Below are 14794 nucleotides of genomic sequence, written 5' to 3'. Positions count from 1 at the left end.
TGGCCGGAGGGCACAGCGCCACGCGGTTCGGTTGAGCAGCGTTCGCTCGAACTGCCTGTCTGGGACAAGTCACACGTTGGAGGGGCCGATGCCTCTATGTCAGGCGGCCGTGGTCGGGCGGCGGCGCTTGAGGGCGAAGACGACGCCGGCTCCGGCGACGACGGCGATTCCGCCGATGGTCGCGATGACGGGGAGGTTGGAGTCGGAGCCGGTCTGGGCGAGGGTGCCCACTGGGTTGATCTCGGTGTCACCCGCCGGCTTGGCCGGGAGTGGCTTCTTGCCGCCTTCCTGGGGTTCGGCCTCGTTGACGTTGCCCGGTTTGGTGCCGGCGGCGAGGATGTCGAACTCGTAGAACGCCTGGTTGTCGGCGAAGACGCAGTTGCCCTTGTCGTCGGCGTAGACGCCGATGGTGATGGCGAAGCCGAAGCCATCAGGGGCGCGCTTGTCGACGCTCAGGCGCATGTCGATGGAGAGCGACTCCTTGGCGCGGACGTCGGTGTAGCCCAGGTAGCCGGCGCCCTCGTCGTTCTCGTCGAGCGAGATGTCGGTCCACTGGCCCGTGTCAGGGTTCTTGAACTGCAGGGTGAGGTGACCGGTGGTCTCCTCCCACGTGTCGGTGTCGACCTGGGCGGCGAAAACCCCGAGGTCGACACGCTTGTAGGCGTTGTCGCCCTTGTTGACGACGTTCAGCTTGAAGTTGTGGAACCCGCTGCCGGCGACAACCTTGGAAGGCAGGCCAGACAGGGTGGTGCGCAGGTTCTTGTCGAGCGTCGGCTCCTCCTCCCCGTTGCATATGTCCACCGGGGAGGTCGCGGTCGCGGAAGGGGCCGGAGCCGTGGTGCTCTTCTCGGGAGTTGGAGACGTCTCGGACGTCTGGGGAGCAGGGGACGACTCGGACGCTTCGGGAGCGGGAGGGGTCTCGTCCTTCGTCGGCGCGGTCGCGCTCTCGGTCGCAGAGGGGGCCGGAGAGGTCTCGGACTCCTCCGGAGCGGGGGCGCTCTCGGACGATTCAGGGACGGGGTCGGAGGTCGCGACGGCTGCCGTCGCGGACAGGAGCGTGACAGGGGCGAGGACAGCTGTCGCCGCGGCGACAGCCATGGCTCTACGGAGCTTCATGGGGACCTTTGCAGAGTTCAGGTGCCGGCGGGGGCGGCACAAGGCTGGGACGGCCATCCGCGCGGAGACAGTGGGGGCACGGGCGAGGCCAACGATGACGACTGGCGAAGATCACGTGAGGTTGTGCACCGACGAGCCGAGCCAGATGTGATCTCCGGCACGTTCCCCTTGGGTCCGTTGTCCGTGTGACTGCGCGGGCGCGGGCGTCACACTCGTGAGGCCGACGGCGGTCGGACGACGTGACCCTGTGATCACAGCCGTAGACACCGATTCCTCGCACAGCGTGACGACGGCGCCATCGGCACACAGGTACGTGATCTTCACGACGGACATTCATTCACACCCGACATCCGCAGAACATGCCCCAAGGGGCACACGAATGGCCCTCTCTCATTGCCGGGAGCAAGCAACCACGAGTGGATCCCGGAAGCCGCCGTCTCCGCTGCGGCAAGAGCCGCCTGTGCGAGCAGAGTCTTCCGGGTACTCGCCGGCCCGCTCTGAAGTCAGCGAGCGACCAGACCACTCTGCGTCTCGGTCAGCACATGGTGCGCAATCTTCGCGAGACGCCACCTTCTGCGTGCGCGCAGGCACACCATGTGGACAAAGCATCGCGCGCACGTGCGATGCTCGCCGCGTGGTTCGGCGTCATCTCTCTGCCCTGGCCGGCCTCGTCGCCACGGTGCTCTTCCTCGGCTCGGCCGTACTCGGCGCTTGGACCGGCGATCACGGTCACGTCTGGCTGAGCCGCGCCTGTGTCGTCGGTGCTGGGACCGTGCTTGCCGGGGCAGGTGGCTGCCTCCTGTTCGCCGTCACGCCCCGATCCTGGCGGCGTGCCGTCTTCCCTCATTGGCCTGCTGATGGCTCGAGTTCGCGGTGAGGCGGCTGGTGCTGGTGCAGCCCTGGAGCCGATCAGCTCGTCCGCGGTGGCCGCGCGGTGCAGGTCCCTGCCGGTGGGGGACAAGGACTGTGACCGCCATACGGAAGTGCTTGGCCCGTTCAGACGCCCTGCGGTGCGCCGCGTGATGTGACCGGGCGGCGAGAGAACAATGAGCCTCATGTCCCATATCCCGCCGGGTGGTGGTCTGTCTCCGCGTGGCCGGGAGACGCCTGCGGAGCGGGCCGACCGCAACCTGGTCGAACTCCTCCAGGAACTGAGGGTCGTACAGACCGGTGTACAGATCGTCTTCGCCTTGCGGGCCTCCGGCGACGAACGTCTGCATTTCGGGTCTCATGGGCGAATGATCGGCTGCTGCCGGCCTCCTAGGCCACCGCCTCACGAGGGAATCCGCCGCCCCTCCTCGGTCAGTGTCAGAGTCAGGCAGCCGATCCACTCGTCGCTGTCGGGGTACTCCCAGTTGTCATCATCGGCCAGAAGCACTGGCAGGTCTCCCCGCGCGATGGGCGACCCGGGCTGAAAGCCAGGGCTTCCATCAGGAGCAGTCCAGGGAATGACACGGCAGACCTCGATCCAGCCCCTGTCGACGAGAGACAGAAGGAAGGGGGCCAGCTCCGCGGAGGGTCCGGATGCCAATGGTTCTTCCAGGTCGCCACGGACGCCGGGCAGGATGTCGATCTCCATCGCGTTGCGCATGAACGCGCTCTCGGCTGAGGACAGGATGTCAGGTGGGTTCACAGCGGGATGGTCGCATCCACCACGGTGGCCGCAGCCTTCTCCAGTCGCTGGGACGACAACTACGGCGTCAGACGCTCAAGGTCTACCAACGCGCGACTCCACCGGCGGGTCAAGGAAGAGGTAGACGCCCGCCCGGTTCGACGGGCATCTGGTCGGCGCGGAGAATGAGTAGGAGCGGAGTGGCCGCTGGAGGGCCCGCGGCCAGGGCGTCGGCGAGGCGGTGGCGACGTGCCGACAAGGTGGCGATGATGCCGACGTGGCGATTGCGGGACTTCCATGACGACGATCTGGACCGTGTGATCCAGATATGGGATCAGGACCGGCAGGCCGACGACCTGCCTCCCGTGTTTCCCGTCTCTGAGGCCATGGCCGCAGCCCGGACCGGCGGGACCGCAGTGGTTGCGGTGGTCGGCGCGGACCTGGTGGGCATGGCGGTGGCGCAGGCCCAGGGTGAGCGGGCCTGGATCACGCTGGTGGCGCTCGCAAGGATGTGGCGTAACCGCGGAATCGGGAGCGCCCTGATCGCGGAAATCGAGAGGCGTCTGCGCATCCAGGGGGTACGCCGAATCGGTGCGCTGCTTGCCCCAGGGACCACCGGAACCACGGCGCTGGAAAACTCCGGTTACCGCACTCGCGACGGGTTGATCTTCTACGAGAAGGTCGAGCACCTCGGCGCGAGTGATGCGGGTTTGCTCGCGGAGCTTGGCGGGAGGGTGCTGCCGCAGGGGCTCTGGGGTGCCCTCGCGGGCATGGAACGAGAGAAAGAAGCCATTGAGCGGCGGATCGTGCTGCCGCTGGCCGAGCCCGTGCTGGCCGACCGGTACGGGGTGACGCCACCGAAAGCCGTCATCCTTTTCGGCCCGCCGGGTACTGGAAAGACCAGTTTCGCCAAGGCCGTCGCTTCCCGGCTGGCCTGGCCGTTCGTGGAACTCTTTCCCTCCCGGCTCACAGAGGGTGCCGCCGGCGGCCTGGCCGCCTCACTGCGGGACACGTTCGCCGATCTGGCAGTGCTGGAATCCGTCCTGCTGTTCATCGACGAGGTCGAGGAGATCGCCGGCGTCCGGTCCGGTCAGGTCGTCGATCCCGGCCACGGAGTCACCAACGAACTGCTCAAGCTGATCCCCGGTTTCCGCGACAAGGACGACCGCCTGCTGATCTGCGCCACCAACTCCGTCCGTTCCCTCGATCCGGCGTTTCTGCGCCCCGGCCGGTTCGACTACGTCATTCCGGTCGGTCCCCCCGATCCGAAAGCCCGGGCGGCGATCTGGCAGCGCTACCTCGGCCCAGCCGCCGACGACATCAACCTGCACCGACTGGTGCTGGCCAGTGAGATGTTCACACCTGCCGACATCGAGTTCGCCGCCCGCAAAGGCTCCCACGCCGCATTCGAACGCGAAGTCACCGACCGTAAAGGCGCGCCGGCCAGCACCGCGGACTACCTCACTGCCATCGCCGACACCCGTCCCACACTCACCGACCAGGCTCTCACCAAGTTCAGAGAAGACATCGAGCAGCACGCGCGCCTGTGATGTCGGGTGTTCCCGGCCGGAGCGGGCGGTGGCGTGATGACGCAGTCGGACACGACCGAGCACGACGACTGCGGAACGGTGCGACCACTACTCGGCTACTACAGGTCCCGCGAGCGCAGCTACTTCCTCCAGGAGACGCGCCTACATCCGCTGGCACAACACCCGCGCCGAACCGAAAACCAACTTCGCCCCCGACTCACCCATCCGCACCTGGACCGATTACCCGGCCAAGGCAGCGTGAGGGATCGGGCCCGTGCGACGTGATCCCGGGAAATCAGGGGTCAGAGCACAGCTGTACGCAGACACCCGCCGCCACGCCAGCATGAACCCACCACGTTCATAGGAGGGATCGGGCGGCCCTGCACCCGGACCCGGCCCCGGAAGTTGACCGTGGCGGTCGAGGAGACCGGGCTGAACCCGCAGAGCATCGTGGAGGACGCCCTGGAGGCGTACTTCCGGCGGCTGAAGATCCAGGACCCTGGCGCAGAGACCGGCAAGGAGAGTGCCTCGTGACGATGTTCCACGCCGCCTCGCTGCCGCCGCTCTGCGTCTGACCAGCCCGGCCAGCCCGCGTTCCCGCACGCTTTTCCGCAAGCGGGAACGCGGGCCGTCTGCTGTCGGGGGCCCGCCGGTTGACGCGCTAAGCAGGTAAGGGCGGTCAATCTTGCTAGATAGATCGCGCTCTCGGTGGTGGGACGCTCCCGGCGGCGCGTCCTCGGCCTCGGGGACCAACTGCGAGAACCGGCAGCGCCGCTACCACCAACCACTGTTCCGTTGGTCCCCGAGGCCGTCGACGTAGTACTCCACCGGCTTGCCTGATGCGAACGCCGGCGCCGGAATTACAACGCGTTGCCGTTGGCGTCGATCGGGAACGCGCGCACGACATCGACCTTCGCATTCGACACCACCGGCACGAAGTCGATGTCGAGTTGATGATCCGCCGGCAGCCTTTCAGGCTCCGCTGCCAAGTGCGTCAAGGATGTGTGGCCATGCAGCCGCGCCCAGGAGTGCGTCCGCTTCGGGCGTGCCTCCGTACTGGAAGTGCGGGGATGGCGATGCCGGGCTCTCACCCGGGAGGCGTGGTCGGTGGCCGGCGTCGTGGCGGGCGACCAGTCGGACCTGGGCCCCAGCTGAGCGCCGACGTTGTGCCAGTTGTTCGGCGAAGGGCAGGGACGGCCACATCGCGTCGTCGCCACCCGCGACAAGCAGCAGATCAGCCCGGGCCTTCTCCACGGGTATCTCCGCTGGGGGAACCAGATGGCCGAAGGTTTCCTCGCTGAGTTCGTACCATCCGCGGATGGCCATCGGACCGCTTGACGGTTGTGTGGCCGTCCAGGAATCGTCCATCGGAACGAAAGGAAGCGGCTGCTCCCGCCACGTCCAGGACGATCGATAAGGCAGCCGTTCGCCGTCGTGGCCTGGTCCGACGTTGCACCAGACCCGCGAGGTCGGTGACAGCGCAATCACCACGTCCACGCGCGGGTCGTGCACTGCGGTGAGCAGAGCTGCTTCAGCCCCCTTAGAGACGCCGAGGATGCCGATGCGGCGCGCGCCGCCGGAGCGGAGGAGATCGACGGCGTCGATGAAGGTTTCCAAGGGGACTTCGCAGATTCCCTGAGACTGTCCGGGCCCGCCGAACCAGCGGACCGCCAAGGCCGCAACGCCCTGCTCGGCGAGGATGCGCGCTCTCTCACGCTCGATGCGTCCGCTGGAGCCCGCCAGGACCAGAACGCCGACGTCAGCGCCAGCGACAGGAGTAATCAGAACGCCTTCCCACGGATTGGTCAGCTCGCGCTCTGTCAGTTCCACGTGCTCTCCCTGCGGTCCGCCTTCAGCTGCTCGGTGTGCCAGGGCAGCCTATTCGGCCGTGATGCCCCGCACGGGTGACAGGCAACGCCGCGCTGACCCGCTACCCGTGAGGACAACAGGGAGCCAGCCGCGCAAGGTTGGCGCTCGCCAGACCTCGCCAGCGAGAGCTGCGACGCCACGCTCGCCGCTTACGGACCGCTCCGCAAGGACCTGCAGCGCTGGCAACGACGCGCACGACGACGAGAAACGGGAGATCTGACCTACTAAAAGCTACCGGTGGGTCACTTGCTCCCTGGTGTCCGAGCTGGGACTACGGGGCCTACCAGAACCGAGTACCCCAACGGCTGCAAGCCGGGCGGCCTCACCGGCCATCGCATGAAGATTGACGGTCACGCTGAGTACGCGACCACAACAAGTGGGCCAGAACCCGACCCGGTTCTGGCACACATTCCGTGAATGATCTCGCTGGCTCTCGCCAGCAGTAGGCGCGCGCGTTACGTGAGCTGCGAGGACCACGCGGCATCGAGGTCCGGTGAAGCCCGGACTCAAGATCGCTCACGGAATGTGTGCCAGAACCCACGACCCGTGAACAAAGCCACACAGTCGGGCCCGCGACCAGGCCCCACTCGCCGCCGAGACCCGCAGGACCCCTGCATCCTCGAATAGAACCGATTGAGTTTCGGATCAGTTCGCCAAGGGGCTCTCTTACGGAGCGGGAGCTGCTGCCGCCGGGCTCGCCGTGTGGTGGGTGCGGGGGCGCCACGGCATCTGGCGCCGCTGTCGTAGGGGTTGGGTGAGACCGAGGCGGCGTGCTCAGCAGCCGCGGTCTCACCGCCTACGCGTCGAATGGCTGGCGCATATCCAGGTAGAAGCGCAGCCGTACGCCGGGCTGGCCCGCATCCCGTGTTGTGCGGCTTGCTGGCGCCGCCGCCCACTGTTCCGCGAGCGCGGCCTGGAAGGCGAACGCCGTCGCGTCGTCGGCGGCCGCGACATCGATGACGACCAGCCCCGGCTCCTTCACGTGTACCTCGTTGATCGGGTCCATGTAAGGCATTACGTCGCACGGGCTGGGCGGGTTCCGCCGTTCTGGAGTCATCACCCGACCGAGTGGGGAGCCTGAGCTCCGCGCGACGGCCCAGTACGTCCGGCGGGCCGTCGCAGCTACGATCGCCTGTTCTCACTTCCTCTCTTCGGCGGTGACCAGCTCGTTGCAGACGGGGCAGTGGGCGGTGCCCTGGAGCACTGACCGGAGTCGGAACCGGCTGACCGTGTTGCACGGAATGTGCCGGGCGGACCACGGGGCCACCGGCCCGGGAAATTTGTCGAGCGCGATGAGGCCGGCCTCCCGCATGCGGGCCTTGGCCTCGGGGGCCTGCCTCCGTATGGCTCTCCTGGCCGCTCTGCGGCCCTTTTCCCGCGCAGCCAGGCGCCTCTCGTGTACGCGTCTCCATGCCTGCATCCACATGGGGAACTGCTTGTCCGGGACCTCGCATGCGATCAGATACGCCCGCAGTGTCCGCTCTGACCCGGGCAGCGACTTGCGGCGCGAGATCCTCTCCGCGGTACTGCGTGAGAGAGAGGCGCGCGTCTCTTCGTAGCGGCGGTCCGCGCGTTTCTCCATCTCTCTGGTGGAGGGGTGGCCGTTCCGCTCCCAGGCCCGGGCGAGTGCGGCGCCGAGTTCGTCGGCGGTGCGTACCAGATCGTGCCGGGCGGGCTGTTGGGAGATGTCGTGGTGAGAGGATCCTGAGCGCAGAACAGGTGACCGGGCATCAGCCTTGGGCCGCCTCCCTGCAGCCAGACGCTCAGCCGGTTGAGTCCGGGAGCCGGTACTCGTACTTACGGGGCCTCAGGTCCTCCTCGGCCGGTTCCCAGTCGGTGTAGTGCGAGACCGTGCCCTCACTGGCCGTGTACGGGTCGGTGAGGGTGTCCACCTTGATGTCGCTGACAACGTAGAGGTCGACGGTGTTGTCCTTGTCCCGGGCATGCAGCACCTCATTGATGGTCAGCTCCACGCTCGTCGGGGCCCCGGTCGTGCCCTTGACCTCGACGTGGCGCTCCTCCGTGCCGCGGGTGCAGCGCAGGTCGTAGGGCTTGCCCAGCTTCTCGACCGTCCAGCCCTTGTTCTCGTAGTGGGCGACCGCGTGGTTCTCGGCGTGCAGTTCTATGGCTTTGCGCTTCTTGGGGTCGGAGATGTAGCCGGCGCCGCGGCGGCGGCGCTGGGGCTTCTTCTTGCCCTCGACCTGCTCGGCCGTGAAGCCCGGTGACTTGTCCAGGGGAACGTCTTCGGGCTGTTCGGGGTCGAAGGGAATCCCGGCGAGCTCCAGGAGGCGCTGGGCGGGCATCTGGACGAGCTTGCCCATGCCCCGGTCGGTGCCCGAGCGGCGAAGGGCATCGCTGCCGGCCTCGGTGAGCGGGCCTTGCGGGCCCAGGGGGACGTTCTCGAGCTTGGCCAAGGGCTCGATGCCGAAGCGCTGGGGGTACTTCAGGCGCTGCTCTGCTTCCTCGTCGGGCCAGTGCCAGGACCTGCCTTCGTAGAAGCCGCCGCGGACCTGGAAGAGGTAGAGGGTGGCGGTGTCCTGCAGCCAGTTCTCGAGCTGGACCCGCGGCGAGGCGCCGGTGGCCAGGAGTGCGAACTGAGGGTGGGCGTCCTCGTATTCGGGCTTCTTCTCCGGGAAGCCCCAGGAGAGCGTCTCGATGCCGTGCTCGAGGTTGCGCTGGGACTCCGTGCTCTGGCCCACGTGGACCATGACGAACATCGAACTGTTCATGCAGGGCATCATAAGCAAGCTCTTATCAAGCCGTCGATAGGGTTTTTTGTTTGGTAGCCTGCGCGGGTCAGGTTCCAGCAGATGACGACAACTCACAGCTTAAAGACGGCCACTGACAATCCGGCAGCTCCGCCGTCCCGAGCACGTCACGGCCAGGGACCAGCCCGGTCGGCCGGCGGTGCGGGGTGGCTGTGGGGTGTCGTAGAACCCGGGGGAAAGCACGTGTCCGACCAGACTGCGACAGCATCCGAGCCCGACAACCTCACAGTCCCCTCCCCACGCCGCGTGCCAGGCGCAGCGGCCGCGGGGGCGGCGAGGGTGGCGTGTGCGGCGGCTGGCCGGGTGGGTGAGATCGCAGCCCGTGTCGGTGATCCTTCGTTCCTTAAGGCCTGCGCGGCCCGGTATGCGGCGGCCGGATTCGGGGTGCCGGGTGACGCCGAGGTGGACAGTTGGCGCAACAGCTGGCCGCCTCTCCTGGAGGCGTTGGGGCGGGCGGGGCTGTCGGATCTTCAGGTGTACTTGGAGTACGGGACGCCGGGCGGCAGCCGGCGGCTGGACGCTCTGCTGGTCGGGGCCGGGCCGGACGGGGTGCTGGGCCTGGTGGTGGTCGAGCTGAAGCAGTGGCAGACCTGCCGCGTCCTGGACGCGGAGCGGGTCAGGCGCAGCGACGGGGTGGTGACGGCCCATCCGGTGTTCCAGGTCGCCGCCTACCGGAGCTTCTTCACGCACTGGCGGCCTGCGGGGGCGCCGGAGCTGGATGTGCGGGCGGTGGTGGTGCTGCACAACGCGAGTGCGGAAGAGGTGGCTGTGCTGCGTCCTGACGCTCCCGCGGCCGCCGGTATCCCGGTCCTGAGCGGTGCTGACCTGTCCGCCCCGGCAAAGGACCTGGTCGGCCTGTTGCGCAGCGACGGTCTGGCCGCGCCGGACGCCGCGCAGGTGGCCGCTTTCGAGGGCATCCGGTGGGAGCCCTCCAGCCGGCTCCTCGACCATGTCGGGTCAGAGTTGGAGGGCACCAGCGCCTTCGCTCTGGTGGGTGACCAGCAGGACGCGTTCGTGCGGATCCGCGCCGCGGCAGCCCGCCACCTGCCCGCCCGCGGCGAAGCCATGGCGCGCAAGGGGGACGGTGCGGTCATCACCGTGAGCGGCGGCCCCGGCAGCGGCAAGACCGCGCTCGCCGTGCGGCTGCTCGGCCGCCTCATGCGCGACCACCCCGCGACGCGTCCCCGCTTCGTCACACCGTCCGGGACCCTGCGCGCCCACCTCCTGGACGCCGTGCGCGGCCACAGCGCCGCCCGCGAACTGTTCCCCGGTATCGGCTCCCTGCGCAGCACCGCGCAGCAGGCCGGCGCGCTCGTCATCGACGAGGCGCAGCGCATCAAACGCGGTGGCGCCGATGGGCTGCCGCCGGACCTGGCCGCAGTGGTGAAACACGTTCCGCTGGCCGTCATCTTCCTCGACGAGCGGCAAATCATCCGCCCCGACGAAGGCACCACCGTCGACGAGATCCACGCGGCCGCCCGGCGTCTTGGGCGGGTGCACCACCACCTGGAGCTCACCGGATCGTTCCGCTGCGCCGGCTCGGCGGCCTACACCGCCTGGGTCGACGCCCTCCTGTACGGCGAACCGGTTCCCTGGGCGGGACATGCCGGCTACGGCCTCAGCCTGGGCGATGACCCCTTCCAGATGCAGGAGTGGATCGATCAGGCGACCGCCGCCGGGCGCAGCGCCCGTATCAGTGCCGGGTTCTGCTGGCCCTGGCCCCGCAACCGTCGCGCCACCGCCACGCTCCCCCTCGATATCCAGATCGACGTCCCCTCCCCCACCGGCGGAACCCGTGTCTGGGAAGCGGCGTGGAACGCCCGCGAGACCCTCACCGACAGCGACGGCAACCCGCTCGCCCCGCGCAGCCAGCTCTGGGCCACTCACACCGGCGGCCACCAGCAGATCGGCTGCATCTACACCGCCCAAGGCCTCGAGTACCACCACTCCGGCGTCATCGTCGGCCCCGACCTCACCTGGACCAACGACCACTGGGAAGCCCACCCCGACCAAAGCCACGACAAGGACCTGCGCGACCTGTCCCCGGAGCAGTACCTGCGCTACGCCCTCAACATCTACCGCGTCCTGCTCACCCGCGGCACCCACACCACCCGCATCCACTCCACCGACCCCACCACGCAGCACTTCCTCGACCAGCTCATCAATGCGGCACCGGTCGGCTGACCCACCCGACGCGAAAAAGGCGCCGGACAAAAGTCCGGCGCTTCTTCGAGAACAGGGCCGCCCCGTCACCCGCTACCGCTTGTCGGAGTCGGCGGGTGACTGGTCGCGTGCGACAAGCGGTGTTGTCCCGGTCAGCGCCTCGAGGTCGAGGATGCCCTGCCACAACCTGTCAGCCGTGGCAGAGAGCAGGGTGACCGTCTCGGTCCAGCCGTCGTAGCGCTGCCCGCCGTCGAGAACCGGTCGCCAGCCCTGCGAGCGCCATTCGGCCAGGACTTGCTTCTCCAGCAGTTCAGCGTCGCGTCCCGTCCTGCAGGGGAGCACGTCATACCGTGCCCAGCCTCGGCGTTCGCGTTTCTCGATCCGGCCGGTGTTGAGATTGCAGATGCCGACTTTGGCGGCCTGCAGTCGCTCATGCGTCATGAGATAGAGCAAGGCGGCCTTGCCGCGCTGGAAGCCGTACTCCGCGCACTCCGAGCAGCCGGTGCCGCGGCTGGTGACGCTGCCGAGGGTGGGGTAGACGGTGCTCTGGCAGTTCTGGCACCGGCACTTCCATGGCACGCGCACCCCCGGGTAGGGGGCCTGCGGGAGCAATCCCGCCTGGCTGACCATGATGTCGTGCGCGGTCAGGGCGTCGATGACCACGCCAGCGCACCACTTGCACGCCTGCGCTCCGCGTCGTAGCCATCCCAGTCGTGGGTAAATGATCCGGTCCGTTGGCCCTGGGCAGTCCGTGGCCAGACAGCGCGAGCGCCAGCGCTCGTTCACGCCTGGGTAGCTCTCCAAAGGCTGCGCTCCAGCCGCAAACATCTCCGCTACGGCCTGCCGTTCGGGCACCTTGACCCGGCCGCCGCAGTGCTTGCACCCGCCCTGGCCGCCGAGTACCACATTCGCGTAGGCCGGTGTGATGTCGCCCGCTCCGCAGGTCAGGCACTCGCAACGCCACGGCTGCCAGGCGTCCGTATAACGCTCCAGCGGTCTTACCCCGCGCTCGGTCATCTGCTGGGCCGCGCGTTCCGGTCGGATGGCGCGACGCGCGCAGTACTTGCAGGCGGAGATGCGGCTGTTGCGTGCATCGGTCAGGCGCGGCTGGATGTCCGCGGGATCGCCCATCCATAGTCCTGGACACAAAACGTTCAGACAGCGGCAGCGCCAGGGCGCGTCAACTCCGGGGAAGAGCTCCAGGGGCTCGACGCCCGCGGCTCGCATCACCTTCACGGCCTCGTCGTACGGCGTCCGCCTGGTCGCCGCCGACTTCCGCCGGCCGCACGGCTTACAGCCACCGGACCCGGGCCGCATGACGTTCCGGTAGATCGGCGTGACGAACGTCCCGCACTCCATGCAAACGCTCAGCCACCTCTCGCCCACACCAGGCCAGACAGAGACAGGCCACACTCCCTTCCTGATCATCGCTGCCTTGGCCCCGGCAGGGTCGAGATATCGCGGCACCAGTACTCCCCCATCAGGTCAGACACCCACTGCTGGCGAGCATCGCCTACCCACGCCAACCAAACGGTCAGAACGACGGAACTGGCTCCTGACGGCGGCGCACGCCTGCGAGTCAGCCGAACCCGGTGGCACGCTCCACAGCAGGAACACGATCACGGCAGGGGCGTGCAACTGGGTCGGAACAAGGCGTAGCCGGGTGTAGAGGGAAGGCGAAGGACTGGTGCGCTCCAGCACGGACAACGGCGCTGAGGAATGAACGGCACCGCACGAGGGCACCCACCCGCCTCATAGCACCCTCGACGCTCAGCGGACGACCATCAGATGCGAAAGAGCGCCGGACCGAAGTCCGGCGCTGATTCAGAAGCAGGGTGACGCCACTACGGGCTACTGCATGTCGTGGCGGTTGCCGAGAAGGACGTGGATCACGGGCAGGATCCCGATCACCAGCGCCAGAGTCCAGATGCCCTGCCAGGGCATCGGCAGGTCCACGGACAGCTTCAGCACGAGGAGGGGGCCGGTCACCGAGCCGATGATTCCCAGAACGCGGGTCGACGCGTTGATCATCTGTCCGGTGTTGCGGCCCGGGACACGCATCCCGGCCTTCAACTTCGCCTTGGTGACCTCGATGGTCACCTGGGCTTCGCTGCTGGGCACTTCTTCCTGGCCGACGGGAGTCGTCCAGATCTGTACCTCGGCCTGCGGCGACGGCTGCTCGCCGCCATTGTCGGGAGGGGGGGTCTGTGCGGTGTTGTCGATCATTAGGGCTGGGGCCTCCACGCGCGCTGTGCCGATCGAACCCCGCGCCGCGATCGACGCGTGACCTAGCTCGATCAGTCACTCCCAGCCAGCTGCTCGCCCCTACGTGTCGTAGAGGACCGAGTAACGGGCTCTCCAAGGAATCCCGTTTAACCGCTGGCGTAGGGGACTTGGCATGTTGAACCCTTCTGATCGACTGCACGCACGGCGGTTACCGCACCCCCAGACTACACGGCAGCAGACCTGATGAACACCGGATTCTCACCAAATTGGTGAATCACCCTCGTCCGCTGGGACCGGAGTGCACCCTTCCGGAGATACTTGAGCACCAATATGGTGGCTTTCAGGTGCAGAGATGTCATGATGGATGGCAAGGGAGCCATGCAGACACCCTTGCCCGACCCGAAGGAGGCTAAGAGACATGGCCCGAGAAGCGGACAAGCTTCACGCCGTACGTACGGAGAACGAACGCTTCACCGTCACTCTCATCCCCGTGGCTGCCCAGGCGGTCACCACACTCATGAGGATCACCGGACTGTCCAAGACCGACACCATCAACCGGGCCGTACAGGTCTACGCTTTCCTCGCCCAGCAGATGGCCGACGGCAAAGAGGTCCTCCTGCGCGACGAGAACGGCAACACCGAACGCGTCCACATCGTCTGAGCCTCACCAGGACTGTCAGGCCAGCTCGAGGGGCTTCCCGAAAGTCGCCCACGCGCGCAGCGCCAGCCGGCATGTTCACCGAGTCGATCGCGCACCTCGACCAGTCCAGCTCACCGCGGGAGCCGAGTTCGTCGAGGACCAGACGATGTAGCTTCGCCCATACTCTGGCCTTCGACCACTCAGTGAACCGGCGGTGCGCCGTAGCCCCGGACGGCCCGATCGACGCGGCGGGCAGCTGCTGCCACGTGCACCCAGAGGTTGCCACGAACACGATCGCCGCTAGCACCTCACGGTCGCCATGCCGACGCCGACCGCCACCCTGAGGCCGCGAGGGTGCCTCCGGCACTACACGCTGGAACAACTCCCACAACTCATCCGGCACCGGCCGCTGGACAATCCCCACGCTGGCAGGCTACCGACCCCAAGGAGGAGGCCCGCAGTCAGTGACCTTTACGGCGCTGTGCGTCGAACCGACGCAGCGCCCGCACCAGACGCCATACTCCGGCCGCCGCTCCGAGCAGCGCACCCCCCACCAACGCACCCTTCCCCGCTGGACCAGAGACGCCAAAAGCTAGTGCGAGAGCCAGAGCGACGGCAAAGACCGCCGCAGCCAGCACGACGGCAGTCACCAGAGCCAAAACGATCTCCACCGTCATTGCGTCCTTTTCCCACCGCGACTCACGCCCCATATCCATGCTGCCAGTCTCACATCACGGTCAAGCCATTGCGCCTGGACCGAACAGCACCTGACTCTCAGCTTGACGTTTAACGTCGGTGAGCTTGATGTTCCTTGATCGACTCGGCGCGTTTGACCGTCTTGCCGACGTCGTGGTGCCTGGCTCGCTGCTTG

Annotated in this window: 14 protein-coding genes and 2 pseudogenes; 5 read left to right on the top strand and 11 right to left on the bottom strand. The window is 67.5% G+C overall.

What is annotated here, in order from left to right; translation table 11 throughout:
* Positions 1-99: 99 nt before the first annotated feature.
* Positions 100-1116, bottom strand: coding sequence for an LPXTG cell wall anchor domain-containing protein (locus ACFU8Q_RS29335; protein WP_384459239.1), 1017 nt, complete (start codon positions 1114-1116; stop codon positions 100-102).
* Positions 1117-2171: 1055 nt separating this feature from the next.
* Between ACFU8Q_RS29335 and ACFU8Q_RS29330 the strand changes: the two are divergent.
* Positions 2172-2306: pseudogene (locus ACFU8Q_RS29330) on the top strand (DUF6328 family protein); the annotation flags it as partial.
* A gap of 83 nt (positions 2307-2389) precedes the next feature.
* On the opposite strand, the gene ACFU8Q_RS29325 reads toward ACFU8Q_RS29330, so the two are convergent.
* Complete coding sequence (locus ACFU8Q_RS29325; RefSeq protein WP_384459247.1) at positions 2390-2749, bottom strand: hypothetical protein; 360 nt, start codon at positions 2747-2749, stop codon at positions 2390-2392.
* Positions 2750-2997: 248 nt separating this feature from the next.
* On the opposite strand from ACFU8Q_RS29325, the gene ACFU8Q_RS29320 reads away from it, so the two are divergent.
* Both ACFU8Q_RS29320 and ACFU8Q_RS29315 read left to right on the top strand, forming a co-directional pair.
* A complete protein-coding gene (locus tag ACFU8Q_RS29320) occupies positions 2998-4278 on the top strand; it encodes an ATP-binding protein (RefSeq protein WP_384459242.1) in 1281 nt (426 codons plus the stop codon).
* A gap of 390 nt (positions 4279-4668) precedes the next feature.
* Positions 4669-4791: a hypothetical protein gene (locus ACFU8Q_RS29315; RefSeq protein WP_384459236.1), complete on the top strand. Its 123-nt coding sequence runs from the start codon at positions 4669-4671 to the stop codon at positions 4789-4791.
* A 326-nt stretch (positions 4792-5117) separates the two neighbouring features.
* Here ACFU8Q_RS29315 and ACFU8Q_RS29310 read toward each other — a convergent pair whose 3' ends face one another.
* From ACFU8Q_RS29310 to ACFU8Q_RS29290, 5 genes are all read right to left on the bottom strand, one after another.
* Positions 5118-5246 carry a hypothetical protein gene (locus tag ACFU8Q_RS29310; RefSeq protein ID WP_384459233.1) on the bottom strand — a complete coding sequence of 43 codons (129 nt, stop codon included), beginning with the start codon at positions 5244-5246 and terminating at the stop codon, positions 5118-5120.
* Entirely contained in the window at positions 5230-6087 is an 858-nt protein-coding gene (locus tag ACFU8Q_RS29305) for an acyl-CoA thioester hydrolase/BAAT C-terminal domain-containing protein (protein WP_384459230.1), read from the bottom strand. The genes ACFU8Q_RS29310 and ACFU8Q_RS29305 overlap by 17 nt, the downstream gene beginning before the upstream one ends.
* Before the next feature lie 835 nt (positions 6088-6922).
* Positions 6923-7132, bottom strand: a complete 210-nt coding sequence (locus ACFU8Q_RS29300; protein WP_384459227.1) for a DUF6207 family protein — start codon at positions 7130-7132, stop codon at positions 6923-6925.
* A gap of 132 nt (positions 7133-7264) precedes the next feature.
* Complete coding sequence (locus tag ACFU8Q_RS29295; protein WP_383064235.1) at positions 7265-7708, bottom strand: hypothetical protein; 444 nt, start codon at positions 7706-7708, stop codon at positions 7265-7267.
* Positions 7709-7889: 181 nt separating this feature from the next.
* Positions 7890-8855, bottom strand: coding sequence for a protein NO VEIN domain-containing protein (locus ACFU8Q_RS29290; RefSeq protein WP_384459222.1), 966 nt, complete (start codon positions 8853-8855; stop codon positions 7890-7892).
* A 342-nt stretch (positions 8856-9197) separates the two neighbouring features.
* Between ACFU8Q_RS29290 and ACFU8Q_RS29285 the strand changes: the two genes are divergently transcribed.
* Entirely contained in the window at positions 9198-11078 is a 1881-nt protein-coding gene (locus tag ACFU8Q_RS29285; RefSeq protein WP_384459219.1) for a DNA/RNA helicase domain-containing protein, read from the top strand.
* Between the two features lie 72 nt (positions 11079-11150).
* Here ACFU8Q_RS29285 and ACFU8Q_RS29280 read toward each other — a convergent pair whose 3' ends face one another.
* Both ACFU8Q_RS29280 and ACFU8Q_RS29275 read right to left on the bottom strand, forming a co-directional pair.
* Entirely contained in the window at positions 11151-12188 is a 1038-nt protein-coding gene (locus tag ACFU8Q_RS29280; protein ID WP_384459216.1) for a hypothetical protein, read from the bottom strand.
* Between the two features lie 720 nt (positions 12189-12908).
* Positions 12909-13283 (bottom strand): hypothetical protein, encoded by a 375-nt coding sequence (locus ACFU8Q_RS29275; protein ID WP_384459213.1) that lies wholly within the window; start codon positions 13281-13283, stop codon positions 12909-12911.
* A 418-nt stretch (positions 13284-13701) separates the two neighbouring features.
* On the opposite strand from ACFU8Q_RS29275, the gene ACFU8Q_RS29270 reads away from it, so the two are divergent.
* Positions 13702-13944, top strand: coding sequence for a hypothetical protein (locus tag ACFU8Q_RS29270; protein ID WP_384459245.1), 243 nt, complete (start codon positions 13702-13704; stop codon positions 13942-13944).
* A 64-nt stretch (positions 13945-14008) separates the two neighbouring features.
* Here ACFU8Q_RS29270 and ACFU8Q_RS29265 read toward each other — a convergent pair.
* A pseudogene (locus tag ACFU8Q_RS29265) lies at positions 14009-14347 on the bottom strand (transposase); the annotation flags it as partial.
* A 37-nt stretch (positions 14348-14384) separates the two neighbouring features.
* The gene (locus ACFU8Q_RS29260) at positions 14385-14639 is read right to left on the bottom strand and encodes a DUF6332 family protein (protein WP_384459210.1); all 255 of its coding nucleotides are present in this window, start codon (positions 14637-14639) and stop codon (positions 14385-14387) included.
* Between the last annotated feature and the right edge of the window lie 155 nt (positions 14640-14794).

Source organism: Streptomyces sp. NPDC057543, assembly GCF_042801895.1.
GTDB lineage: Bacteria > Actinomycetota > Actinomycetes > Streptomycetales > Streptomycetaceae > Streptomyces.
Note: the sequence above shows the minus strand (reverse complement) of the source record. Positions and strands in the feature narration are given on the sequence as shown.